Source organism: Paenibacillus pabuli (assembly GCF_039831995.1).
Lineage (GTDB): Bacteria > Bacillota > Bacilli > Paenibacillales > Paenibacillaceae > Paenibacillus > Paenibacillus pabuli_C.
This window is the reverse complement of the sequence record NZ_JBDOIO010000003.1, coordinates 147,278-172,567: the sequence shown is the minus strand read 5'-3', so window position 1 is coordinate 172,567 and position 25,290 is coordinate 147,278. Positions and strand designations below refer to the sequence as shown.

The window sequence follows — 25,290 nt, the reverse complement described above, 5'->3', positions numbered from 1 at the left end:
TTTTAACCGAAATGGACACCTGATTGTAAAATGCAATTGGCATAGGGTGTAGCTTCACCTGTACGAATAACCGCCTTAACCTGCCGAGTTAGTGCTTTGAATTGTTCGTGGTTTACGGAGGCATCAATGGCATTGTTGCCAAATTTCTCGGTAACGAACCGCAAAGCCGCCGGATTGCCTTCCTTGATCTCTTCTGCCACAATCACTCTCTCAATGACCATATCGTCTGCGATTAGTTCGACCACTTCCTGAAAGCTTGGCGTTCCGAGTTTCAGGGCAACATCAATCTTGACCACGCCTTCTGGAACAGGAAGGCCGGCATCAGCAATGGCAATCATGTCTGTATGGCCTAAGTCAGAAAGTATTTTAGAAATATGACTATTTAGTATGCCGTTTCTTTTCATGACAGACTCTCCTCCACTTCGTTTCTCGTTGGCATGCCGCCCTGCGCTCCGAACTTGGTCACGGACAACGATGCGGCACGATTGGCAAAACGAATGCTCTCCTGCAGAGGCTTGCCTTCCGCCAAGGCGACCGCGAATGCTGCGTTAAATGTATCTCCTGCACCAGTCGTATCCACGGCCTCCACCTTGTATGTTGGGACAAGGATTTCTTGCGCTCCATCAAAATAACGAACGCCCTTGCTGCCTTCCGTGATAAACAGCTTGTTTGGATATAGGCGCAAAGCCTCTGCCGGGCTCATGCCTTGGAACAGGATCTGGGCTTCATGCTCGTTCGGCGTGATGTAGGTGGCTTTGTCAATGACTTCCTGCGGCACTGTTCTCGCTGGAGCCGGATTAAGCAGCAGCGGCGTTCCGTACTCAGCACACAGAGAACTCACATGGACTACGGTTTCTTCGGGAATTTCCTGCTGGATCAGCACGATATCGGCATCGCGGATCACCTTAGTCGCTTGATCTACATAAGAAGGAGTGACTTCGCGATTTGCCGCCTCGACGACTACGATACTATTGTCACCTTCTGCCAATATGATATGAGCCGTTCCACTCTCCAAATGTGTAACCGGTTTCACATTTTGCGTATTTACAGCATTTGCTTGAAGATTATTTAAAATTGCTGTGCCGAATGCGTCATCTCCTACCCGGCCGACCATCGCAACCTCGGCACCCAACCGTGCAGCAGCAACGGCCTGATTGGCTCCTTTTCCACCAGGAACCGTTTTGAAGCTGTCTCCAAGGACGGTTTCACCCGCCCCTGGACGTCTTGAAGATGTAACGACGAGATCCATGGAACTGCTTCCGATTACGCATATTTTAGCCATTTGATTTCACCTTTCTGGTTGTGCCGCGTTCAATAAATCCTACGGGCAGCTGTATGTTTTTGTTCTCAATTGGAGCTTGTTCTACAAGCCCGATAAGTAATCCCGCTGCTTCCCTACCCATCTCGTATGCAGGCTGGCGAATGGTGGACAATGCTGGTGATAACAGACTGCTCATTGGAATATCGTCAAAGCCAATCACTTGCACATCGTCAGGAACCTTTCTTCCGATTCGTGATGCCTCATGCAGTACCGCCATGGCTGCAATGTCATTGCTGGCAATGACCCCATCCGTGTCGGCGTATTTGCTGAACAGCTCTTCTGCCCATAATCCCGCTTCGTTAAACGAGAACGAGGTTGTCTGGATTACGCCGTAATTCAAACCGGCATCCCGGATGATTTCAATGGCTCCCTCGAACCGATCCTGTGCTGGCTTGATATGTGAGGGACCCTGCATAACGGTTATCCGGCGGCTACCGCGCTTGATAATCTCTCTCGCTGCCAATCGTCCGCCCTCTCTTCCGTCTGCATAGACAGAAGGACTATCCAGTGCAGTCCGGTCAAGAAACACGACAGGAATTTTTAATTTTTCATATATTGGAGAATGAGGGTAGTTCGTTGAAGAGATCACACCAACTACGTTATTTTGAACAAACGTCTGGATATAGTCCTGCTCCTTCGATTCATCCTCATCGCTATTTCCGAAAATAAGTCTGAAATCCTGCTCCTGCATACGATCCTCTACACCCCGAGCTAATTGCGGAAAGTAAGGGTTTGCAATATCCGGAAGCAGCAGACCAATCAGTTTGGATTTACGTTTATATAATGATCGAGCTACTTCGTTAGGGGAGAAGTTAAGCGCCTTCACGGCATCTTCTACTTTCTTGCGTGTATCCGCATGTACATAACCCCTGTCATTAATGACCCTTGATACGGTGGCTACCGATACGCCAGCCAGATTTGCTACGTCTTTGATTGTTGTCATGAATTTGTTCTCCTCTATGTGTAACCGGTTACAGACATTAAATTATCATATATTTTTTTATTTGACAATCTTTTTCTTGCTGGAAATTTATCCAAGTAGTTCAGCGTTCACAGATCCTATTGATTATACGAACACCAAAAGCCGCGCTAACCGCGGATTTTGGTTGTTTCACTTTGTAGTATATATCGTTTATTTCTTATTGCTGGCAAGTGAAATTTCAAACACTGAACCGTTCTCACCAGCAAAAACAATGATGCCATTCTCAGGCAGTATTACTTCATTTTGACCTGTAACTACGGTGTGATTAATGGAGATGCCCGCTTGGTTGTACACTGTAAAAGCACCTTTTGAAGGCATTTTAACCGTCATGACTTTACCTGCAGCCGCTGCCGGGATCGAATACCACGCAGCATAACCGTTCGCCTGGATCGTTGTTTTTGACTGATTTCCGGAATAGAGCGGTTTCACCGCGTCCTGGCTCACATAAACTTTGCCCCCTGCTGTGACGTATTCCATTCCGTTTTCCACGAAGAATTTCGTATTCCATCGTATCACGACCGGCCAAGCCGGGGATTTGAAGCTGGTTCACAGCGAGGTTGGCATGTATGGTTTTATTGGTGTACACAAAGCCTGGCACCTCGTCAAACAGGTGAATCGGGATGATCGGTGTAGCACTGTCATATACCGTTGAAGTGTATTTCTCATTTACAAGAAAATAATTTTTGCCTTCACGTTTCTGCCAGGCTGCGGCAACATCCGCGGACAATTCACTCGTTTCCAGCTTCTCGGCCTTGTATTCAGAAGAAGCGATCTGCCCCAGTCCAGGCATGGACTGATACGAGCGGGACCATAAGTAGATATTCCCGTTATCCTCTTCAACGAATTTCAATTTTTCCGTCCCTGCATCGCTCGCAAAAGTTCCATCCGCGGTATATATGTACTTTTGTTCAGGACTACTCGGTGTTATAGGTGTGGACAAGGTTAGTTCTCCGTCAGCCTGCACATCAATCTTCAGCAGCGAGCTGGCCCCACCTCCATAGATGCCCGAATACGCTGCTAATTCCTTAGGCATAGTTACTTTTACAGGTTTACCATAAGATTTATCCGGTTTCCGTTCCGCAATGATATTCTTCTCCTCAAGTGCCCCAAGCAGCAGTTCGGTTGCGATCAATTGATCCGTTGTGCTTGTTCCTCCCGAAGAGGTGACGGCTGCAGCCATGTTGTATTCCGGAAGTACAATTAAAGAGGAATGATACGAAATCGTATTACCGCCTTTGGCTACGGCCTGGATCCCATATTCATTGAACGGGAATAGGTTTACACTATCCCAACCCAATCCATAAGAAATAGACGAATCTGCATCTTCCGGCCACATGCCATTCTTGTACTCTTCTTCTGCCATGGCTTCAGCCGATTCACGCGAGAGAATTCCTTCAACCTCTCCCGTGAAAATTTGTGAAAATTGAACCAAGTCTTCGGCCGTGGAGTAAATGCCTCCCGAAGCAATCATGTTCGTGTTTTCTTGTGGAAGTTGTCCTTCATGTAGGTCAGAATACGTTACGGCCAATTGGCTGTCATTAACCAGATCCTGCGGCGTTTTGGTGTTGCTCATACCCAAGGGCTCGGTGATATAGCGATGCATATAAGCAGTGAAACTCATGCCGCTAATCCTTTCAACCAGAATCTCGGCTAACGAAAAGCCATCGTTACTGTATACCGAATATGCTCCGGGATCTGCTTTTAGCTTTTGCGTTGCAAGTTGCTCCAACAATTTATCATGTGCATAGGTATCGTTATCCCCGAACAGGATCGCGCTGCTGCTTGAAGTTCCAGAAAATCCGGATGAATGATTCAACAGCATTCGTGTCGTGATTTCCTTGTAACGTTCATCCTTCATTTTGAAATCAGGGATATAATTTACCACAGGCACATCCAGATCGATTTTCCCTTCATCCACCAACTTCATCACAGCAGTTGTTACCACCATTTTGCTGGTTGAACCTATGCCATAGATCGTATCTGCGGTGAGAGGTACAGCGTTATTCTGGTCATTCTTGCCGGCTTGCCCGGAGATCACGATCTCTCCATCATCTATGAGTGCATACTGCACGCTTGTTGTGCCATATGTTTCGGTAAGGATTTTGGCTTTCTCGATCACTGCTTGTTGGGTCAGATCGTACGTAACCTCACTGACGGTACTCACCGGTGCAGCCATAGCGGACATTGGAGCAAGCATGGCAAATACCAGTGTTACGGCTGTAATTGAAGTTTGTTTCTTGATGGACAATCTTATCATCTCCTGTTTTTCTGTGTTGGCTACCATCAGGTGGCGTCCTAATTAGTGTACTTAAGGAAAATGTACTGCCCGTGTCATCCATATGAACTGAACATGAACTACAAAAAAAGCCGCGAATGCGGCATGATCAAGACACCATCAACGTTATTGATGTGGGTGTTCTTGACTTTTGTTGTTGAATAATGAAGTTCGTTATAACTCCTGGGGCGCAAATTGTAACTTGTCTGTAGGCAGTAACAAAGTACGGAAAACGATCTTGTTATTGTGAATTTTTCATATGTTGAAATATTATGGTATTAAGTCAAAAAAAGAACCTCCAACTTCACAATAAAGTGATTTGACGGTTCCTGAATTTGCTCAATCACGAATCCAATCTGGGTTTCCTACGTTGGTTGCTGTTCCCTTGCCTGTAGTCGTTGATGTGCTATCCATAAAAATGGAACCCCGCATACAGCACTTATCGCAATGGGTGCAAATACAAGCAATGGTTGGTTAGCCCCAAAGCTATCCAGCAAAAATCCGCCCAGAATCGGAGCACTGACATTGCCCAGATTGTTGAATCCGATCATGCCGAAATATGTTCCTTTCAGTTCCGGCTTCGCAATCCGATCCACCAGAACATCCATCAACGTGAACATGAGTACTTCCCCTACAGTAAAAATGACCACTGCCGTCACCAGCATCCATGGACTTTGTGCCCACCCAAACAGCAGCAGACTGACAGATACCATAATGTTGCCTGTAATGAGCGGCACTACAGGTGGAAAGCGACTCGCGATACGAACCACCGGAAATTGAACGGCGAGAACAACCACTGCGTTTAAGGAAAGCATGTATCCAAACCATTTCGCTCCATCTGTCATATTTGGGTTAATCGCCATGAATTGCGGCAAAGTCGAGCTAAAATGCCCATATCCGAGTACACAAAAGATTGTCCCAATCAAAACAAACATAAAGACAGGATCCCCACTCGTTATGCGAAAAGCTTGTTTCAAACGGATCGGCTCTGCCGTCCCCGAACCCTGCTCACCCTGCTGCAGCGGATGAAGAATAAACTGAACAATTAATAGAATGCCGTAAGCTATGTATACTCCTCCAGCGACCAAAAAGGACAAATTGGAATCCGATAATCCCAAATACAATCCCAACAATGGTCCAAACACGACTCCCAGGTTTATCGCTGCATACCTCAAATTGAATACAAGCAGCTTGCTTGAAGGTGGTGTGATGTCCGATAACAATGCCCTGGATGTTGGTTCAAATAATGCCCGGCAAATGCCGTTGAGTGCGTTCATGATAAAAAACAGCCAGATCTTATCCGATAGGGCAAACCCAATAAATACGAGCGCCCAGCCAAAAACCGACATAAACAACACTTTTTTTCGCCCAATCCGGTCCGAGATGTATCCCCCATAGAAGCTGGCAAAAACTCCAACGAGCGCGCTCACGGCCACAATTATTCCTGTCTCGGTTGGCGATGCCCCCATCTGCTGTGTTAAATAAATGGACAGAAATGGAATGCTCATCGAGGTCGCCATACGTCCAAAGATCGTACCCACGATGATCGTCCACGCCAGTGGATGAATTTGTTTTAACTGTGAAGCCATGCTGTTCCCCCTTGTTGACCACTTCTGATTTTTCATGTTCTTATAAACATATGAGTTCTATTATACGGCCAGGGAACTTCTTAGAGGGACATTTTATTTAGGAAACAGACTTGACTTTTCACGTTTTGGTTTGCTTTCCTGATTTCTCCTCGTCACGGACATACCTTGAGTCTATATCTGGCGTGGATACATGAAGAGGGTTTATTGTTATGAATTTTTCATATATTGAAAATATATTATACTTATCCTTTATAATTTTTCCCCATTGTTTCGGTGCATGTTCCTGTAAGCCTGGATTCCACTAAAAAAAGCCGCCCGAAGGCGGCTTTCAAACTCGACGGTTCTCTGTCGAACCGTTCGCTCCAATCTTCAATTAGGTACGTCCGGTCCAATCCGATCCGGCAATTTCCTGCCATCTAGTCCTGATTTCATCGTACAGTTCCTGCGGAAGCGCTCCTTTAGCCACCAGGTCAGCATTTTGCTGCCAACGGTTCGGCTTCGTTGTGCCGACAATAGCCGTATCGACTCCCTCCGTACTTAACGTGAAACGAAGGGCCGTTTCGACCGCTGCTTGCACATCATTACCTGTCAGAAAACCGTAGCCCAGTTCCTGCAACCGTCTCCAGTATACGAATGGGTAGGCATCTTCAGAGAGTGTATCAAACGTCCATGCAGCATTGGCAATCGGCCGTTTGGCGATGACACCCATGTTTCTTTTTCTCGCCTCAGGCAATGTCAGATCGATCGCTTCTTGGTCCGCAATGTTTAGCGATGTTTCCAAACTGTCGAACACGCCGGTTCCGATCGCATATAACGCGTTCGTTGTGTCCCCGCTATAACCGATAAACCTAGTCTTTCCGGCTTCCTTGGCTCGCTGCAGCACTTCGATTACCGCCCCTTGCCGGAGAACCTCTTCCGAGCAGCTATGCAAATGGATGACATCCACATACTCCGTTTTGAGTCTTCTTAGACTACGGTCAATCGTTTGTTCCAGCACCTTGGGATCCCAATCAGGGCCATCTACCCCGGCAGCATGTCCGCATTTGGTAAACAAATAATAGTCATCACGCCGGTGCGAAAGTACGTCTCCAATCAATTCCTCACTGTTCCCGTAACACTCGGCGGTATCAATGACGTTCAATCCGGCATCCAAAGCGGTATTCAGGAGTGTTTCCACGTCTTGCTTGGATACGTTGCTTCCAATTTCGGATCCGCCAAATCCGAGCGTGCTTACTTTCATGCCTGTGTTTCCATATTCACGCAGTTCCATGATTGATTCCTCCGAGCTTCGTTAATATAGGTTACAACTTATGAAAGAATGACAACTCTATGGATTATTACCCGTTAGACAAGCCACCGCACCCACTTTTGATCCACTTCTCCAACATTTAAAATCCGTATATGGACATGCCGCCGTCTACGAGCAGCGTTTGACCCGTAATATACCCGGCAGCCTCCGACGCCAGAAAAACAACTGGTCCAACGACCTCCTGCAGTTCACCGACCCGTTGAAGGGGTGTCCGGCTTACAATCTCCTGGAGATATTGAGGATCATCCAGCAGCTTTTCAGTCAGCGGAGTCCGGAAGTACCACGGACCTACGGCATTCACACGAATACCATATTTCCCCCACTCCAAAGCCAGCACTTTGGTCATATGAATAAGAGCTGCCTTGGTTGCACCATATACTACACCTGTTCGCAGTGCTGTGTGTCCACCTACGGAAGAGATATTAATGATCTTGCCGCCGCCCTGCTCCTTCATGTGCTGACCTGCCAGCTGCGAAGCCATGAAGGCTGATTTCAGATTTGTCTGCATAATGGTCTCCCATTGCTCGTCCGTTACTTCAAGAGCTGGCGTTCGAATGTTCATGCCGGCATTGTTCACGAGAATATCCAGTCTTCCCAGTTCTGCTATTACCTCACTAAAGGCAGCTTCCAGCTGTTCCCTGGACGTGATATCTGCACACAAGGCGATAGCCCTTCGACCTGTTTGCTCATAAATTAAAGCAGCCGTCTCCTCGACCTCCTTCCTCGTTCGGGAAACAAGAGCAACATCACATCCCGACTCTGCCAGTCCAATGGCGATCGCCTTTCCGATCCCTCTTCCCGCACCTGTTACGAGGGCAGTCTGTCCTTCCAGATGAAATGTAGGTCCGATCATGTCACACGCTCCTTATTCAATCCAATATGTATAAATGACAGTTGATTAGTTCATCACCTTGCTGTCACGTTACAAAAAACTGGCTCGGATTCCCTAATTCCGGATGAAATTTCTCGCGAAATCTTCCTCCTGTATAGGCTCCGATTACTTTTCTCCAGAACGCCTGAGCGATCACATTGTTGCGCACCTGCGTTACTTTCCATCGTCCCGGAAAACGATGAAACAGCTCGTGTGCCGCTTGAGTCCCGATCCCGCTCCGTCGATATTTTTGCATGACGAAGAACTCGGTCAAATAATAATCGTTATCCTTGCTGCCTGGCTCGAAGCGTTCCACCAGTGCAAAGCCGGCAGGTGCTCCATCACATGTGATGAGGAAAGCAAATTTGAGGCCTTCCTCCTCCCAAAATGCCTCCAGACCGGGATACTCCGGAAAAATACCGTTGCTGTCCACATCAATATTTAAATATTTCGTGAAATCATACAGATAAAATTGCATTAAATGGCGGATCACCTGACTCCGTTCTCGGGGAACCAGTTCGATTTGCATATTCATCCGGTCCACCTCCTCTGCTTTACTTATACTAGTTACTTTAAAGGTTTGTAAGGCGAAGGGCAAGAATACAGCTCTCCTCTGCACTATTCCATGGACAGGCTGTGACCATGCAAATTATGGTACACTAGGACATAGACGATTTGAAGAAGAACTAACCAGGAGGTGCCGAACTTGACCAATGTGCAAAAAGAGATTGATCGACGCAAGCTGGATGATAAGCTGCCTTCCATGCCTTGGTTCGTTCAGCAATTCATAGATTATAAGCTGCCTGATTTATCCCCCTCCACCCTGCTGGAGTACTTAAGGGATTATGATACTTTTTTCAGTTGGCTGCGTGCGGAAGGATTGTCCGAGGCTGAGTCAAACCGGGAAGTGACGCTAACTGAACTTGAGGTATTACGGATGGATTCGGTAACCTCATTCCGATTGTTCCTGGCTACCAAACGGGAAGGAGCCAACTCGAGAATTACAGTATCCCGCAAACTGTCCTCTCTTCGCTCACTCTTTCATTATTTGAGCCAAATTGCCGAAGATGAAGACTTCTATCCGCTGCTGAAACGAAATATTATGGCCAAGATTGAGATCAAACGCACACATAAGCCAAAAGACACCGCGGCGAAGCTGAAAGGGAAACTATTAGAGGACGAGGAGCTGCTTGAGTTTATCGGATATATCCTCGAAGGATACGCTCTCGATATGCAAAAAAACAAACAAGCCCTGTATTCCCACGAACTCAACAAAGAACGGGATGCATGCATTGCCAGTCTTATTCTGAATTCTGGACTACGGGTATCCGAAGTGGTTAACCTGAATATTGACGATCTGGACTTGAACAACAAACTGTTATATGTTTACCGCAAAGGTAACAATGATGAAACGTTCAAGACACCGGTATATTTCAGGGAGCAGGCCAAGGACGAGCTGGCCAATTACATGCAGCTGCGGCAATCGAGGTATCGCACACCCAAACGGGAAAAAGGACTATTCATTGCGCTCCGTAACGGTGAGTCCGAAGGCAGTCGAATGACCAAACGGGCGATTCAGGCCATGATTATGAAATATGCCAAATGTTTTGGCAAGCCGTATCTCACTGTGCACAAGCTGCGGCATTCCTTTGCGACAGATTATTACCTGCAAAATGATATCTATAAAACAAAGGAACAGCTTGGACATGCCTCAACAGAGACCACAGAAATTTATGCACATCTCACTGACAAAACGATGTCTGAAGCCATTGAGCGTCGTACCGAAGGTACGGGTTCATAAGAGGGCTCTTATACAACTCAAACAGCGGATATTTCTACTGATCGCCAGTAAGAATATCCGCTGTTTGGTTCATGTAATAGCTTATTCGGTTTTTCATTTACAGCATATACGGTAAACCTGTGGCTATTTATACTTTTTAACCTTTAATTTCCTCGAACAAGCCTATTCCTCGGTCATGATTGTTCTTTATTCACCTTTTTCAGCAACCACTGAGCAATACGTTCAGTCTCCTGCACAGAGTGCCAAACCACATCGCTGAGCGGACCCTGTTCGCTTCCCGCTGAATGTAATGATTCTCTCGGGAACCAGGAGACGACTGCCATCACTCCCTTTAGCTTCTCAAGTATAGCTATATGTTGTTCTTCGCGAATCATCACTAGCTTGGGATAAGCTGCCTCTTTGTAACCCTCAATCAGAATCCAATCGTAATCCGATAAACGGGTTAGCATCGTCTCAAGTCGGGTTGGCTGCTGCTCAATAATCGCCGTTCGTTTCTCCGACATCACAACCACAGCGGAGGCTCCGGCCTGATTGAAACGGTATGAATCTGTCCCTTCATGATCCATCTGAAAATGATCGTGTCCATCATGCTTAATAACCGCAACACGCAGCCCTACCGAGGAAAGATATCTGGTCAGTGCTGCTGTTAAGGTGCTTTTCCCTGTATTTTTGTATCCCACGATCTGCACAATAGGTGGTGCTGTACTCTTATTGGCCATGAGTCCTACCTCACCTGTCCACTTGGCAGCTTAAGAATGCGAACCTGTTCTCCTGCAGCAATCCCTTTCTGATCAGGTGGGATGATGATCAAGCAATCGCTGTCCTTGATGGTAATCATGACGCTGGACTCATCCACTCGTGACGCAGCAGGCATCGCATATACCCGGCCATTCCGGATCTCCGTGCGCCCCCGTACAAATCGCGTAAAATTGTTTACTTTTGTATATTCTTGATCCAGGATTGCTGTCCACTCTTCCAAGTAAGGGCGGGCATCGTTTTGCATCATGCGTATGGTCGGCCTTACAAACAGTCCGAATCCAACAAAACAGGCTCCTGGGTTACCGGATAGTGCAAATAGCAACTTATCACTCACAACCGCGGCTGTCGTAACACTTCCTGGACGCATTGTCACTTTATTAAACAGCATCTCCATGTTGCCTTCCCGTACCAGATCACCCATAATGTCATAATCGCCGACCGATACGCCGCCTGTGGTGACGACGATATCGTTATGCTCCACTGCTTCTGTCAGTTTTGCACGAGCAGTATCCACATCATCCGCAATGGACCCGTACATCACAGGTTCGCCCCCTGCCTCAACAACTAAGGATCGGAGCATATGACTGTTGCTGTTACGAATTCGTCCCGGCTGCAGCGGCTCATCCACCTCCAGCAATTCCGTTCCCGTTGCAAAAATAGCAACTCTCGGACGCCGAAAGACCGGTACATCTGCCACGCCAAAAGTAGCCAGAACGGATTGCTCTCCAGCCTGGATGATCGTTCCGGCTTCAAGCAGCAGCTGACCTTCCCGAACTTCCAGTCCAATTGGCGTTACATTGGCATTCGGCTGGATATGGCGTTTCAATGCAATCCATTGTTCTCCATCCTGTTCCCTGCTTTCAGTCATCTCCAGCATAACAACGGCATCTGCCCCTTCGGGCACTTGTGCACCTGTCATGATTCTGGCCGTGGTGCCTGGAACGATGGGTAGGTTCGACGTATATCCGCATGGAATTTCATCAACGACTCGCAGCCAGATCTGTTGATCGCTGGACGCATGAGTCGTATCACTGCTGATAATCGCGTAGCCATCCATACCCGATCTTCGGAAGAAAGGATATGGATGGGGAGCATAAATCGTTTCTGCGAGCGTTCGTCCATGCGCTGATTCCAGGGTTACTTTTTCAATTGAAGCTTTAGTAACATGAGGTGATATTTTGGCCTGAGCAGCTTCGACCTGCACGGCTGTACGATTAAATTTGGGGCTTGTCATGTCATCTGAGTGTGTGTTGATCTTCAAAATGGAAAGAACCTCCTTGGGACAAAACTTGTTTAAGAAAGTGTAGCGTGAAAGCTGGGGTGTGACAAGTAGTCGCCCTCGCGGGTAACATGAAACTGTGAACTTGTGCCCATAATAGGGATGAGAACGGAGGAATCGTCTTGAGTAACCGATGCGAATTATGTGGTAGAGAGCCTGTGGAGACAACAGTTCACCATCTCACCCCCAAAGAAATGGGCGGAACGTTCATGCCTACCGCCGATCTATGTATCCCCTGTCATAAACAAATCCATTCGTTGTTTACCAACCAGGATATCATCAGTCTGAATTTAACAGAACTTCAGGCACTGCGAGAGCATGAACGAATGGCCCCTTTTGTTCGCTGGATTCGCAAACAGCCACCTTCCACCATTCCCCGGACGCGCAAATCCAATCACGTTCGCAGATCTTAATTAAATCTAATTCAATCTATACATCCTAATATATATCAAAAAGAACAGCCGCAAGGTGAGCTTTCGCATGGCAGGGTTCATTCTGCCTTACCTTGTGGCTGTTCTCTTGAATTGTTCAGGCAGACAAACTCATCGTTACCTTCGCCTCATGATTCGTCCGCCGCCTACCCTTGTCTTGGGTTTCTTATAAGAGCTCTTTGGTGAATTGAACAATCCACCACTCTTATTACGTTCGACCGTACCTGTGCTCGGTTCCTTTTTACGGCTAAACAAACCTCCGCCTGAACCTACACTTGTATCGGTGTCTCCTCCCCGCCGGGTGATGGACCCTTTTCGGTCAACCGTAATTGGCGGAGCAGCTTTTTTGTCATTGCTTGTTGGTGCACGATAAGTACCTTGATTCGGTTTGTACGTATCACGATCGGTGTACCCTCTGTACTTTCCGTACCCGCTACCGCCAAAAGAATCAAACAAATTCCCAATAAGCGTTGCAGTCAAATACCCTTGTAAAAAAGAAGAATCATAATTCTGGCGTACATATTCCTTGGAATCCACTTCAATTAAGGTGTCTTCCTTCTTGTTCGGGTCTTGCTGCAAATGATAATACTGGTCCTGATACACCAGGAACATCCGCTCTTCATTTTCCGCCGAGATCTGATCCGGTTTGCGCTGTTCGGATAACTCCTGGGCGACTTCCGGAACAGTACGGTCGGCAGCCCGATACACATAGGATGTCGTATTGCCACTGCCACTTACAGACTCAAGCGGATAAGTGTCCTGAACGGAAGGCATCCCGCACGCGGACAACAGGGACATGACAAGGCTGAGGACCAGCATTAATTTTAATCCAAGTGCCATGCGCTTTTTCATTGGAACCTCTCCTAGCTCGAACGAATCACTTTGATATCCGCAGGAAGAATGGACTCACCTTCATACAGAGTAAATCTTCTGTCTTGCCATTCCACACGCAGAAGCATGTTATCATCAGACTGGTACTGCCAAACCAATTGCTCTCCAGCCTGACCATAAGGTGTCCTGCCCGCAGTAGAAACCATTCCTCCATATTCTTCCTCCAGATGATATGCGCGTCCATCCAGATCAAGTAAGGTGGGTACTTCGTCTGGTGCGTCAAGACGGCCATCAATTGGTGTATAGAGGGCATAACGTGTCAATTCTCTTTCTTCTACATGCAGATGTCTAAATGTTGTTCCGTCCTGCAGTGTTAATACCACCGCTTTTCGCGCACGATGCTGCACCCGACCGACGACTTCATACGTTACGAGAGAGACTTCACAGATATCCCCAGGTTCAAGTTCCAGCATGGTTTTCTCTGCTCGTGGTGGTTCGGGTTTGGCTAGTATTCCTTTAATCCGTTTCCATACACTCATACCCATTACTCCCGTTCGTTATCTTATAAACAAGCTGCAATAATTAATGCGCCCACGATGTGCAAAGCACCGGAGAACAAGCCGTACCCTGTCTTTCCTTGCTGAATTCCTGTGTCCAAATCCAGATTGGCCCACGTGCGAATCATAAAATGCACAACGCTTTCCAGAATAAGCAGGATGACAAACGAAACAACGGATACAAGTAATGCTTCACCCAGATGACCCGCTGTCGAAATCGAAGTGGCAAGCACATACCCTTGAGCAAACAGCTTCATGACCATCCGTGTCGTAACCGCCATGTTCCCTGCCTTAACTTCCGCAAAATCCTTATACTTCGTAAACAATGAATCCACATACATCAAAACAAAAAGCAAAACCGAACCAGATAATGTCCAGACCAGCATCGCCAAAATGTTCAAATACATTTACACAGCCCCCACTTATCAACATGAACCGCATTTAAAAGCGAAGGAGAAACGCTGTCTCTCCTCCGCTGGTGAACCCTGCGTAAGATGCAAGGTTTAGTTTTTATTTTCGTACTGCTTCATGAGTGCCGCCAGTTCATCCTCAACGGCCTGATCCTTGCCGATTTTTTCGAACTCTTCATCAAGTGATTTTCCTTTGGACGACATCTCGTTGCTCGCTTCTGCCTGTGCTTCCATTTGCATCATTTTTTCTTCCATACGCTTCATGCCTGCACTGGCTGTGTCGGAACTGAACCCATTTAGGGCTTTGTTGATTTCGGTTTGTGCTTTAGCTGCGTTGTAGCGCGCTACCAGCGTTTCACGTTTGTTTTTCATTTGTGTCAATTGCTTGCGCATTTCATCCAGCTTGCCGCGCAGATTGTCTGCCGAAGCCTTGTTTTGATCATAGCTTGTTTTGTATTCCGCCATTTTTACTTCGGCAGCTTTTTTCTCTTCCAGAGCCCGGCGCGCCAGATCCATATTCTGTGCACGTGCTGCGGTATGAGCTTGCTCCTCACGCTTCTTCACCAATGCTTCCTGTTCTTCGAACAGCTGCTTGAATTTTTTCTCAATCGCGATTTGTTGAGCAACAGCCTTCTCGGCATCTTCCAGATCTTCCTGCATATCACGGATATATTGATCCGTCATTTTGATTGGATCTTCTGCCTTGTCAATAATGGCATTAATGTTAGACATCGTTAAATCACGCAAACGTTTGAAAATGGACATTATGGTATTCCTCCTAGTCGATATTACATCTTGTATATAATCATACATACGTGGTAACCTTCAACCCGTTTCAATTTTACCAAAAAAAATCATAAAACACGATTCGAAGCCACCCAAAATCTACTATTTTACATCTTTCGTCCGGCTTAAATGATCATCGAGCAGCTTTTCTGCCGTCAGTACGATCTCATCGATCTGCATACGCGTAATGGCGTCAAAATGAATACCCATAATAACGGTGACGGTCACCTTGAGAGAATTCGCAGCCTTTCGTGCCAGACGCTCACATAATTCTTGTTCCTTGTGCCCAGGAATATGGACTGCAGTTCCCACCACGCGTTCTCTTTCGGGATAAAAGGTCGCCACAGCTCCTATATGAGCTTTCCCACCCGTGACCAAAAATATCTGATCTTCTCCAGCTTCAATGACCTGCAAACGAACCGACTTCAAATCATAAGTATTCATCCTAATCCACCTGTCCTTTGTGTGTATATGTAATGGTGGAATTATGAGTGTTATCGGTCAGATTGGACAATGAAACTTCTCACACTATGCATAATGAACCATCACCCCGGGCATACCAAAGAGAACGCCATTTGACAAAGGAGGCTATATCATGCGTATTCGCCTCATCGCATTCGCCATGTTGATCCTTGTTTTTCTAAGCGGAAGCTATACTTCTGGGCAGCTGCTGGCTAAACCCGTTCCAGAGAGTACGCCTGCTGCAAAGCCTGACCTATCTGAAGATGAACAGCTGACGCTCGGTCAGCTAAGGCAGAAATATGCTGATACTTTCAAAACCAATGGACCTTCAACCCGACAGGTGGCATTGACTTTTGATGATGTGCCTGATCCGCGCTTCACACCGCAGGTACTGGATATTTTGAAGAAATATAATGTAAAAGCGACTTTTTTTATTGTTGGCAACCGAGCTGAGAAACATCCTGACCTCGTCAGACGGATCGTTAGGGAAGGTCACATTGTTGGAAACCATAGTTACAACCATCCTGAATTCAGTAAGCTGTCTTTAAATGCTTTTCGCAAACAAATTCTACATACCGGTGACATTATTCGTAAACTGACCGGGTACACACCGAAAATGATTCGTCCTCCATACGGAGACATTAATGAGAAACAGCTGCAATGGGCCGCAAGACAACAATACAGTATTGTTAACTGGAATGTGGATTCGCTGGATTGGAAAGGCCTAAGCAAAGAGCAGGTTAAGCAAAATGTTTTATCTGCAGTCAAGCCAGGCTCCATCATTCTTCAACATGCGGGAGGCGGCGTGGGTTCAAATCTGTCCGGTACCATTGGGGCACTTCCGGAGATTATTGATGAACTGCGGTGCAGGGGCTTCAATCTGGTGACTCTGGACGAAATGCTGCAATTGCCGAAGAGCAAATAATACAGGGCATAGTGGATAGTAAACACATCTTAATCATGAAACTAACAATCTTATTTTTTGTTAAAAACAAAGGGTACCCTTATTTCACGTTAAACGTGTCATAAAGGCACCCTTTTATTGGCGATGATACTTATTTTAAAATATAAAGTTCAACATCCTGAAAACCAAAAGTGCTCACAGACTTCTGACTTCCAGGAATGAAAATATCAATCCGTTTGCCTTTGATCGCCCCGCCGACATCACGTGCAGTAGCCACAAATGCCTGCTTAGGCAGCCCCGGATGGGAGTGACCTGTAACAAGAACCTTCGTCCCCAGTGGGATCACACTCGGATCTACTGCGATCGTGCCGAGTTCAAGCGGATTACCGAAGTAATCTACAGCACCCCATCCACCATTTTCAGAAGCGGCCGAAGAGTATGCTGTTGCTTTCACTTCAACAGCCTTACTGTAATCAAACGTTTTGCCCCAAGCTTGAACGACTTTCTCGTCAGCATTCACATCAAGGCTAGCTGTCGTGATCGCCTTTGCTTCGGAAGAGCTCTTGGCAGCTGGAGCAGCCGAGGCCGTATTTGTTGTTTTTCCTGGGATCGTAATTTTCAAACCACCATAAATGTTGTAAGGCGAAATATCATGGTTAGCTTTGATAAGTGTGCTCAGTCCAACCCCATATTTTTTCGACAAGGTGTAGAAGGTATCCCCCTCTTTGGCCACGTGAACAGAATCAGCGTGAGCTGGAACGGCCTGAATGAGCATTGCTGCTGTCAGCAGGGCTGCTGCTGTTTTGGCTATTGTTCTCTTCTTAATCATGGTCTTCCTCCCTCATTGTGCCTGCGAAGTTAGTTGTCGGATTCGGATGGAGGAAACCACCCTATAGGTTGCTGTTACATGCGTATTGCGTTATGTACCCCTAATTCACCCCAAGCAGCGTGCGTATCGATCTTCCCCTTCACGGCCTGCATCATTACATCCTCCGCACTTCCTCCTCAGGAAGTTTCGGCAGGAACAATATATCACAATTCTGTAACCAGGGTCCGTAGTAAATGTTACCAACTGTTTTAAACAACTCATTATACAGCTTTAATAATAAGGATTTTTTCAAAATCTGGAGTGACTATGCAGCTTTGGAACAATGACAGAAACGTTACTTTTAAGACAGTGGATACTTATCCACACAAAAAAACAACCCTGCTAACCATAAAGTTAACAAGGCTGTTTGATTTCGTTTTTGTTAGTCCATCCAATATGATTAACTGGCTGATCATGTTCAACGATTATGACAAAACTTTACCGAGGAAGTCACGCGTACGTGGATGCTTAGGCTGACCAAATACTTCATCAGGTGTCCCCTCTTCCACGATTACCCCGCCATCCATAAAGATGATGCGATCTCCAACTTCACGGGCAAAGCCCATCTCGTGGGTAACGATAACCATAGTCATGCCGCCTTCAGCCAGGCGCTTCATCACGTCGAGTACTTCACCGACCATTTCAGGGTCAAGTGCAGAGGTTGGCTCGTCAAACAGCATCACATGCGGCTGCATCGCAAGGGCTCTCGCTATGGCAATCCGCTGCTTCTGTCCACCAGACAGCTGACTCGGATAAGCATCCTTTTTCTCCAATAACCCAACGGTTTTGAGCAAGTCTGCTGCGATCTGCTTCGCTTCCTGTTCAGACTGCTTTTTGACCTTAATTGGGGCAATGGTAATGTTTTGCTCCACGGTTTTATGCGGAAACAGATTAAAGTGCTGGAACACCATCCCCATTTTTTCCCGAGTTGCATTAATGTTGTGTTTGCGGTCCGTGATGGATACCCCTTCGAAATTAATCTCACCGGAAGTAGGCTGCTCCAACAGGTTCAGACAGCGCAGGAATGTACTTTTACCCGATCCTGAAGGACCAATCACGACAACGACCTCGCCCTTGCCAATTGAGACATCTATGCCTTTAAGTACTTCGTTTTTGTCGTAGGATTTGTGTAATTGTCTAACGTCTATCACTTGCACTCAACTTCCTTTCCAGTCGACCCAGCAGCTTGGACAAAATGAATGTCAATACAAAGTATATAGCTGCTGCAATAAGGAACGGATTCATTCCTTGGTACGTAATGTTTTTGACTACACTTGCCTGATACATGATATCAACCATACCAATGACCGAGATAATGGAAGATTCCTTGATGATGGTTACGAATTCATTACCGATGGCAGGCAGCACTGCTTTGAAAGCCTGTGGCAAAATAATAAATCTCATTGCGGCGCCTCTACCCATCCCAAGCGAACGGGCTGCTTCGAGTTGACCGCGGTCAACCCCTTGAATTCCCGCACGGAAGATTTCTGCAAGGTAAGCACCACTGTTGATGGAAAGTGTTAAGATACCCGCCTGAAGAGGCGAGAACGTAATGCCAAATGTCAGGGCCAGACCATAATAAATAATCATCAACTGAACCAGCATCGGCGTACCACGAATGACTTCGACATATGCCGTACCAATCCACCGCAAAATTGCAGTATCATGCATCCGGAACATGCAAATGATCAAACCGATAATTACCCCGAAGATTACGCCGAGTGCAGACAATAAGAGCGTATATCCAACGCCTGTCGCATAGAAGCTTTTGTACTGCCAGAATACTTCAAAAATATTTGGCGATTTGACCTCACGGTCTGCCATTAATTGACTGGCTTCAGTTACCATCTGCTCAATCTTATTTTCGCTTTTCAGTCGTTCAAGCGTACCATTGACTGCATTCAGCAATTCAGTATTGCCTTTGCGGATTCCGATCGCTGCTGCTACCTGCTCTTCATCCGGAACTGCAGGAGCAAGTCCGATCATATCATCCAAATAACCTGCGGCCACCGTATCTTCAACAATTGCAGCGTTAATGCGTTTAGTTTGCAGCTGAAGCACAATGTCCGAGATTTTATCAAGAGAAGTCAGCTTGGCTCCAGTAATCTTCTGTCCGATCGTTTCCTGAATCGAGCCTTTCTGTGCTCCGATCTTTTCATTTTCCAGTTCTGCCATGGTTGGGTATTTATCTTTATCCTCATTGCGAACCATGATGACTTGTTTCGATTTATAATAGGTATCCGAGAAGTCGATACTTTTCTTGCGGTCCTCTGTTGGTGTCATACCTGAGATAACAATATCCACGCGGCCACTCTGCAAGGCAGGCAGCAGGCCGTCAAAACCCATATCTTCGATTACGAGTTCTACTCCCAAATCGGCAGCAATCTCTTTGGCAATGGCAATATCAAATCCGACAATCTCATCCTTGCCATTAATGACTTTATGGAATTCATATGGTGCAAAGTCGGCACTTGTGCCGAGTACCAATTTTTTACTGTCTGAAGTGCCCGTAGTTCCACTTGCCAGCGCCGAAGGAACGGCTGCCGTCAATAAAACGACAAAGGTCAACAGCATCATGGTGTAACGACTAATCAATTTCAACCCTGTTCTCCCCTTACAATACATTATGTGCTTTCTCATGTTGATGCCTGAGTCATTATAAAGTAGAATGCATGATTATGCAATGAGTTTTGTGTTTACAAATCTTGACTTGTTTCTGAAAAAACCAAGCAAACATGATATAATGACTAAATTATTTTCATTTTGCATAAGGAGTCTACGATGACACATACCAAATCACAAATTTTGTCGGTTATTGATCAATATGCTTCCCGTTTTAAAGAGATTTCATCATACATTGGTGCCAATCCGGAACTCGGGAATGAGGAATATCTCGCTTCTGCCCGCTTAAAGGAAGAACTGGTATTTCACGGTTTCGAAATTGAGGCTCCCGTACTTGGACTGGATACGGCTTTTGTCGGGACTTACTCCGCTGCCAAAACAGGACCAACCATAGCACTGTTATGTGAATACGACGCACTTCCCGAAATTGGTCACGCTTGTGGTCATCATCTGATTTGTATGATGAGCTTGGGTGCCGCTGTCGGTCTCAAGTCCATTCTGGATGAAGTCGGTGGAACGCTTAAAGTCTTCGGGACACCCGCTGAAGAGACGCGTGGCGCCAAAGTGCCAATGGCTGAAGCAGGTCTGTTTGATGATTGTGATATCGCGCTGATGGCCCACCCTTACTACGCTTATGAGAAATCAGGCAGCTCTCTAGCCATTGATGCCGTGCAATTTGAATTCCACGGAAAATCATCTCACGCTGCGGCCAGTCCGCATGAGGGGATCAATGCTCTCGATGCCGTCATTCAAACCTTTAACGGCATTAATGCATTCCGCCAGCAAGTGAGAAGCACTGTCCGGATCCATGGCGTGATTAATAGCGGTGGTCAGGCTGCTAACATCATTCCCGACTATGCTTCTGCCCAATTTTATGTGCGCGCCGCAACAAGAAAAGAGCTCAATACACTCACGCAGCGTGTCATCCAGATTGCCGAAGGTTCGGCGCTGCAAACGGGATGTCGTCTCGTGACATCCAATTATGAAACTTCATATGATGAGATGGTAACCAATGAATCGTTATCTGCAGCGTTTAGTGAAAACCTTATGGAACTTGGTATTCCACAAGACGAGATTGTTACAGGAAATGATCATGGGTCCATGGATATCGGTAACGTATCCTTACGCTGTCCTGCAATTCATCCTTACATTCGGGTGGTTGATGAGGTTCATACCCTGCATTCCATCGAATTCCGTGATCTCGCATTACAGGAACGGGCACTGGACGGCATGATCTTGGGTGCAAAAGCTCTTGCGACAACGGCCTACGATGTGTTGACTAAGCCTGCGCTGCTGCAATCCATTCGCACAGAGTTTGAACAGGCTGTTCGATAATATAAGCTTATAGTGTTAATCAAAGAGGTGTTCTCTACAGATTGAACGGATTTCTCCCGTTCTGCAGAAAACACCTCTTTTGTTTATTGTGCATACGTATATTCAGGCTTTACCTGGAGATGCTTGTGAAATGAAAACGATGAAAGCCGTGAAAAATTTTCTGATTATGTAAACTACTCTTGGTTCATTTGCTGTCTAGCTTGGTTATGTAATGCTATAACTCATCTTGATACAGGAGGTGCTGTCATGCTGCTCGAAGCGATGTATCATGTTCCCCGTGACAAGTGGGCCTATGCCTACAACACGTCTACGATTCATCTGCGTGTACGGACGAAGAGAGATGATGTAGAATATGTGACTGCACTGACTGGTGATAAGTATGATTGGAACGGGACCTACAGAGAAGTCCAACTGGAAAAAGCTGCGTCTGACAGCATGTTCGATTACTGGGAGGCTCCGGTTAAACCTAAATTCAAGCGACTTACGTATATTTTTCGCATCACGGCTGGTCATGAAAATGTATTTTTGGCTGACAATGGAATTCACCATGAATCCCCTTACCCTACGGGAGGATATTACGAATTCTCCTACATTCATGAAATTGATGTCTTTAAGGTTCCCGAATGGGCCAAAGAAGCTGTGTTTTACCAGATCATGACGGAACGGTTTGCCAACGGTAATCCGGCTCTCAACCCGGAAGGAACCCACCGCTGGGGTGGTAAGCCCGAGCTGGATAATTACTTTGGCGGAGATCTGCAAGGCGTCCTCGATCATCTGGATGATCTAACCAAACTCGGCGTAAATGCCATCTATTTTACCCCTCTGTTTCAAGCCAACTCCTACCATAAATATGACACCATTGATTATAAAAAAGTAGATCCGCATTTTGGAGATAATGATTTGCTCAAAAAAGTGGCTGAGGAATGCCATCTGCGTGGAATCCGTGTCATGCTTGATGCCGTTTTTAATCATTGCAGCGAAGATTTCCCTCCTTTTCAGGATGTGCTGAGAAATGGAACAAAATCAAAATATGTGGACTGGTTCCATATCAATGAATTCCCTGTCCGTATTAAGGATGGCATACCCACCTATGATACCTTCGGTTTTTATGGCAATATGCCGAAATTTAACACAGCCAATCCGGAAGTGAAAGAGTATCTGCTCGATGTCGCTGAATACTGGATTAAGGAAATTAAGCTCGACGGCTGGAGACTGGATGTTGCCAATGAAGTGGATAACCACTTTTGGCGTGATTTCCGCAAAGTCGTTAAAACTGCGAATCCGGAAGCCTATATTGTGGGCGAGGTTTGGAGTGATTCCCTAACATGGCTGATGGGCGACCAGTTCGATTCCGTCATGAACTACCCTTTTGCCGACAAAGTCCTTGAATTTTTCTGCGGCTCCATGGATGGCTACAATTTTGCAAATGAGATGGGGGCCCTCATTATGCGGTATCCCCAGCAAACCAACGAAGTCATCTTCAATATGTTATGCAGTCATGATACCCCACGCCTGCTCTCCAGATGCGGCGAAGACAAACGCAGATTAAAGCTGTCGGTTGTGTTCCTGTTTACCTATATCGGTACGCCGTGTATCTTCTACGGGGATGAAGTGGGCATCAGCGGTGAAGGAGATCCCGATTGCCGTAAATGTATGGAATGGGACCCTGCCAAGCAAGATCGGGAACTCTATGACTTCTACCGGCTGATGATTGATTTGCGCAAAAGCAACGAGGCACTTCGCAAAGGCCGCTTCCGCTTCCTGAAAGCTGATCACAACGATCCTTGTATCGTTTACGAACGAATGGATGACCATCTTCACTTTACCGTATGGATGAACAATACGCCGGATGGACGTACCCTCTCTCACCCTATGGAGACAAGGGACTGGAGAGATGCTCTAACCGAAGATCCGGTTATCCCCACAGATGGCATCATGAACATTAAGCTAGATCCTTACGGTTATCGAATTCTATACAGACAACTGGATCCTTCATAAAGGAACCTCCTAATTCATCAGATCTATGCACGATGTCTTCAATCTGGTGTTTAGGAGGTTTTTTTATGAAAACTTCTATACTTTTGTCCCTTTTATATTGCCATTGGCATCGACACTGACTCTCCAACGGGTGGAATTGGGACCAGTCAACACAAGTTCATTCACCAGTTGATACACGAAACCATTGTTGTCCTTAACGACATCAATAACGACGTTTTTTCCATTCGAAAAAGCACTGGACCCGTACAAATATCGACCGGTTGCACTAGACGATACCAGTAACACATTATCTTTGATGATGTTATTTTCCACAACCCGATTGGCATTATCAAAGTGAACTGCCCACCAATTCCCCTCATATTTCATGCGATTGGCCGTAATAACGTTGTTTGATCCTCGGATTTTAAGTGATGTTCCTTTACCCGAAATTGAATTCCCCGTAAATGTAACATCATCATTTATACTGACCATACGGTCAGGATTGGTCGTGACAAAACCAGGCTGAATGATATTGTTGGCGGCGACTACCCCATTGCTTAAGTCCATTGCAATGCCTGCTTTGGCGATATAATTGCCTTTGATTATAATGTTACCGTCTGCGATGATCCCCCAATGGTTGCCATTAGGAATCACGATATTATCGGAAATAATGCCGATATCCATGCCTTCAACCCCATTATTGGTTCTTGCCTCAATGGCTGCTGTAGGACTCGACCTCGAAATCGTATCAATATAGTTGCCCTGAATCACGAAAATATGGTTGCTCACATCATTTGGGTTGTATTGGGAAGGGAGAAAGGAGACAGAAACGACAGAACTGTTTCGAATATTACTGAAGAAGTTTGAAGTGACGAATGCGCCTTGAAAGCCAATTAGCCCCACACCAAAAGCCGTTCCGATTACGCTATTATCATGAATGTGCAGGCTCCTGGCACCCGTCTCGCCACCTTCATTGTTACATGTAATGCCTCCGCCTACTTTCGGCACATTCGCCCCTTGTTGGCCTGCTGTAAAAGTAGCATAGTCAGAATCAGTTGACAGTACGGGCGTATGGAGATAGTTGTTTGTTACAAATACGTTCCAGGTTGCTTTGATAAGGATGCCATCGCCCAAGTATCGGTAGCAGTCATTTTCGGTAATCATCACAAAGGCCAAATTGGTCCTCACCGCAATGGGCTCTTCACCCAAGTGGTGCAGCTTGTTGTTTCTGATGATGACATTCCGGGAAGGATTCTCTTGACTGGTTGATCCATTCACGCCAATGCCATCCGTAAATTTGCTGATATCATTATTTTGCAACATCACGTTGCTGGAATTCTCTACATAGATGCCTGTTCTTCCTTTGGCCCATCCAGCCTGAGTCGTTCGCCTTAATGTTAGCCCACTTACTTCGATATGATTACTGTTCTCAAAGCGTAAACCTTGATCGGATACTTCCAATATGGCTCCCGGATGAGCTCTGATGGTTACCGCTTTTCCGTTGAACGTATAGAACCATCCCGATTTTACGACTTTGTAGTGTCCTGGTGTGAACAGTAAAATATCACCTTCCTGCGCGGAGTCAAAAAAGGCTTTGATCTGTGCTGATTGATTGCTCCCATCACCTGGAGCGAAATTTCTAACATCAATGATATTTCCAGGTACGGAAGCTTCAACCGCTGCAATGTTTCCTAGAATTTGACTGAACATTGCATTCATTTTAAGAGGATCAAATGTTTCGTTTCCACCCAATGCCTCCACATTTGGATTATAAGCGGAGGTAAAATTAATATGATTGGCCATTTTACCAACTCTCTTTCATCAAATTTCCAACCTGATTAGTTCATCCAACCTGTAGAGGGCACACCAACATGGCTCGGATTTATTTCTGCAAAAAGAGCCACAGTACGATATACTGCGG

The 25,290-nt window shown here is 46.2% G+C and carries 23 protein-coding genes, 1 pseudogene and 1 riboswitch; of the genes and pseudogenes, 5 read left to right on the top strand and 19 right to left on the bottom strand.

Annotated elements, in window-relative coordinates:
* Nucleotides 1-2: 2 nt before the first annotated feature.
* The 8 genes and pseudogenes from rbsD to ABGV42_RS03090 form a co-directional block, all read right to left on the bottom strand.
* Entirely contained in the window at nt 3-404 is a 402-nt protein-coding gene (gene rbsD / locus ABGV42_RS03125; protein ID WP_347380332.1) for a D-ribose pyranase, read from the bottom strand.
* The gene (gene rbsK, locus ABGV42_RS03120; RefSeq protein WP_347380331.1) at nt 401-1,282 is read right to left on the bottom strand and encodes a ribokinase; all 882 of its coding nucleotides are present in this window, start codon (nt 1,280-1,282) and stop codon (nt 401-403) included. Before rbsK ends, rbsD begins: the two co-directional genes overlap by 4 nt.
* Nucleotides 1,275-2,264, bottom strand: coding sequence for a LacI family DNA-binding transcriptional regulator (locus ABGV42_RS03115; RefSeq protein WP_347380330.1), 990 nt, complete (start codon nt 2,262-2,264; stop codon nt 1,275-1,277). The genes rbsK and ABGV42_RS03115 overlap by 8 nt, the downstream gene beginning before the upstream one ends.
* Before the next feature lie 189 nt (nt 2,265-2,453).
* Nucleotides 2,454-4,587 (bottom strand): annotated as a pseudogene (locus ABGV42_RS03110) (serine hydrolase domain-containing protein).
* Nucleotides 4,588-4,943: 356 nt separating this feature from the next.
* Entirely contained in the window at nt 4,944-6,203 is a 1,260-nt protein-coding gene (locus ABGV42_RS03105; RefSeq protein ID WP_347380329.1) for an MDR family MFS transporter, read from the bottom strand.
* A 337-nt stretch (nt 6,204-6,540) separates the two neighbouring features.
* A complete protein-coding gene (locus ABGV42_RS03100) occupies nt 6,541-7,437 on the bottom strand; it encodes an aldo/keto reductase (RefSeq protein WP_347380328.1) in 897 nt (298 codons plus the stop codon).
* Nucleotides 7,438-7,555: 118 nt separating this feature from the next.
* Nucleotides 7,556-8,329, bottom strand: coding sequence for an SDR family NAD(P)-dependent oxidoreductase (locus ABGV42_RS03095; protein WP_347380327.1), 774 nt, complete (start codon nt 8,327-8,329; stop codon nt 7,556-7,558).
* Nucleotides 8,330-8,393: 64 nt separating this feature from the next.
* Nucleotides 8,394-8,882, bottom strand: coding sequence for a GNAT family N-acetyltransferase (locus ABGV42_RS03090; protein WP_347380326.1), 489 nt, complete (start codon nt 8,880-8,882; stop codon nt 8,394-8,396).
* A 171-nt stretch (nt 8,883-9,053) separates the two neighbouring features.
* Here ABGV42_RS03090 and xerS point away from each other — a divergent pair, with 171 nt between their 5' ends.
* Nucleotides 9,054-10,148 carry a tyrosine recombinase XerS gene (gene xerS / locus ABGV42_RS03085; RefSeq protein WP_347380325.1) on the top strand — a complete coding sequence of 365 codons (1,095 nt, stop codon included), beginning with the start codon at nt 9,054-9,056 and terminating at the stop codon, nt 10,146-10,148.
* 173 nt (nt 10,149-10,321) lie between these two features.
* Here the strand turns inward: xerS and mobB are convergent, their stop codons facing one another.
* On the bottom strand, nt 10,322-10,867 hold the full coding sequence (mobB, locus tag ABGV42_RS03080; protein WP_347380324.1) for a molybdopterin-guanine dinucleotide biosynthesis protein B: 546 nt from the start codon (nt 10,865-10,867) through the stop codon (nt 10,322-10,324).
* Between the two features lie 5 nt (nt 10,868-10,872).
* Nucleotides 10,873-12,141: a molybdopterin molybdotransferase MoeA gene (locus ABGV42_RS03075; protein ID WP_347383124.1), complete on the bottom strand. Its 1,269-nt coding sequence runs from the start codon at nt 12,139-12,141 to the stop codon at nt 10,873-10,875.
* Nucleotides 12,142-12,308: 167 nt separating this feature from the next.
* Between ABGV42_RS03075 and ABGV42_RS03070 the strand changes: the two genes are divergently transcribed.
* Nucleotides 12,309-12,599 carry an HNH endonuclease gene (locus ABGV42_RS03070; RefSeq protein WP_347380323.1) on the top strand — a complete coding sequence of 97 codons (291 nt, stop codon included), beginning with the start codon at nt 12,309-12,311 and terminating at the stop codon, nt 12,597-12,599.
* 135 nt (nt 12,600-12,734) lie between these two features.
* Here the strand turns inward: ABGV42_RS03070 and ABGV42_RS03065 are convergent, their stop codons facing one another.
* From ABGV42_RS03065 to ABGV42_RS03045, 5 genes are all read right to left on the bottom strand, one after another.
* Nucleotides 12,735-13,469, bottom strand: coding sequence for a DUF4247 domain-containing protein (locus tag ABGV42_RS03065; protein WP_336781953.1), 735 nt, complete (start codon nt 13,467-13,469; stop codon nt 12,735-12,737).
* An 11-nt stretch (nt 13,470-13,480) separates the two neighbouring features.
* Complete coding sequence (locus ABGV42_RS03060; protein ID WP_347380322.1) at nt 13,481-13,987, bottom strand: DUF4178 domain-containing protein; 507 nt, start codon at nt 13,985-13,987, stop codon at nt 13,481-13,483.
* A 23-nt stretch (nt 13,988-14,010) separates the two neighbouring features.
* On the bottom strand, nt 14,011-14,412 hold the full coding sequence (locus ABGV42_RS03055) for a DUF350 domain-containing protein (RefSeq protein WP_347380321.1): 402 nt from the start codon (nt 14,410-14,412) through the stop codon (nt 14,011-14,013).
* Between the two features lie 96 nt (nt 14,413-14,508).
* On the bottom strand, nt 14,509-15,180 hold the full coding sequence (locus ABGV42_RS03050; RefSeq protein WP_347380320.1) for a PspA/IM30 family protein: 672 nt from the start codon (nt 15,178-15,180) through the stop codon (nt 14,509-14,511).
* 123 nt (nt 15,181-15,303) lie between these two features.
* A complete protein-coding gene (locus ABGV42_RS03045) occupies nt 15,304-15,645 on the bottom strand; it encodes a hypothetical protein (protein ID WP_347380319.1) in 342 nt (113 codons plus the stop codon).
* 151 nt (nt 15,646-15,796) lie between these two features.
* Between ABGV42_RS03045 and ABGV42_RS03040 the strand changes: the two genes are divergently transcribed.
* Nucleotides 15,797-16,588, top strand: coding sequence for a polysaccharide deacetylase family protein (locus ABGV42_RS03040; protein ID WP_347380318.1), 792 nt, complete (start codon nt 15,797-15,799; stop codon nt 16,586-16,588).
* Nucleotides 16,589-16,718: 130 nt separating this feature from the next.
* Here the strand turns inward: ABGV42_RS03040 and ABGV42_RS03035 are convergent, their stop codons facing one another.
* The 3 genes from ABGV42_RS03035 to ABGV42_RS03025 all read right to left on the bottom strand — a co-directional run bounded on the left by ABGV42_RS03035 (nt 16,719) and on the right by ABGV42_RS03025 (nt 20,012).
* The gene (locus tag ABGV42_RS03035) at nt 16,719-17,396 is read right to left on the bottom strand and encodes a 3D domain-containing protein (RefSeq protein ID WP_347380317.1); all 678 of its coding nucleotides are present in this window, start codon (nt 17,394-17,396) and stop codon (nt 16,719-16,721) included.
* A 2-nt stretch (nt 17,397-17,398) separates the two neighbouring features.
* Nucleotides 17,399-17,598: riboswitch (cyclic di-AMP (ydaO/yuaA leader) on the bottom strand.
* Between the two features lie 262 nt (nt 17,599-17,860).
* Nucleotides 17,861-18,586 (bottom strand): amino acid ABC transporter ATP-binding protein, encoded by a 726-nt coding sequence (locus tag ABGV42_RS03030; protein WP_347380316.1) that lies wholly within the window; start codon nt 18,584-18,586, stop codon nt 17,861-17,863.
* The gene (locus ABGV42_RS03025) at nt 18,573-20,012 is read right to left on the bottom strand and encodes an ABC transporter substrate-binding protein/permease (protein ID WP_431523631.1); all 1,440 of its coding nucleotides are present in this window, start codon (nt 20,010-20,012) and stop codon (nt 18,573-18,575) included. Before ABGV42_RS03025 ends, ABGV42_RS03030 begins: the two co-directional genes overlap by 14 nt.
* 204 nt (nt 20,013-20,216) lie before the next feature.
* Between ABGV42_RS03025 and ABGV42_RS03020 the strand changes: the two genes are divergently transcribed.
* Both ABGV42_RS03020 and ABGV42_RS03015 read left to right on the top strand, forming a co-directional pair.
* Nucleotides 20,217-21,392, top strand: coding sequence for a M20 family metallopeptidase (locus ABGV42_RS03020; protein WP_347380314.1), 1,176 nt, complete (start codon nt 20,217-20,219; stop codon nt 21,390-21,392).
* A gap of 246 nt (nt 21,393-21,638) precedes the next feature.
* Nucleotides 21,639-23,390 carry an alpha-glycosidase gene (locus ABGV42_RS03015; protein ID WP_347380313.1) on the top strand — a complete coding sequence of 584 codons (1,752 nt, stop codon included), beginning with the start codon at nt 21,639-21,641 and terminating at the stop codon, nt 23,388-23,390.
* A gap of 75 nt (nt 23,391-23,465) precedes the next feature.
* Here ABGV42_RS03015 and ABGV42_RS03010 read toward each other — a convergent pair whose 3' ends face one another.
* A complete protein-coding gene (locus tag ABGV42_RS03010) occupies nt 23,466-25,172 on the bottom strand; it encodes a right-handed parallel beta-helix repeat-containing protein (protein WP_347380312.1) in 1,707 nt (568 codons plus the stop codon).
* Nucleotides 25,173-25,290 lie beyond the last annotated feature (118 nt).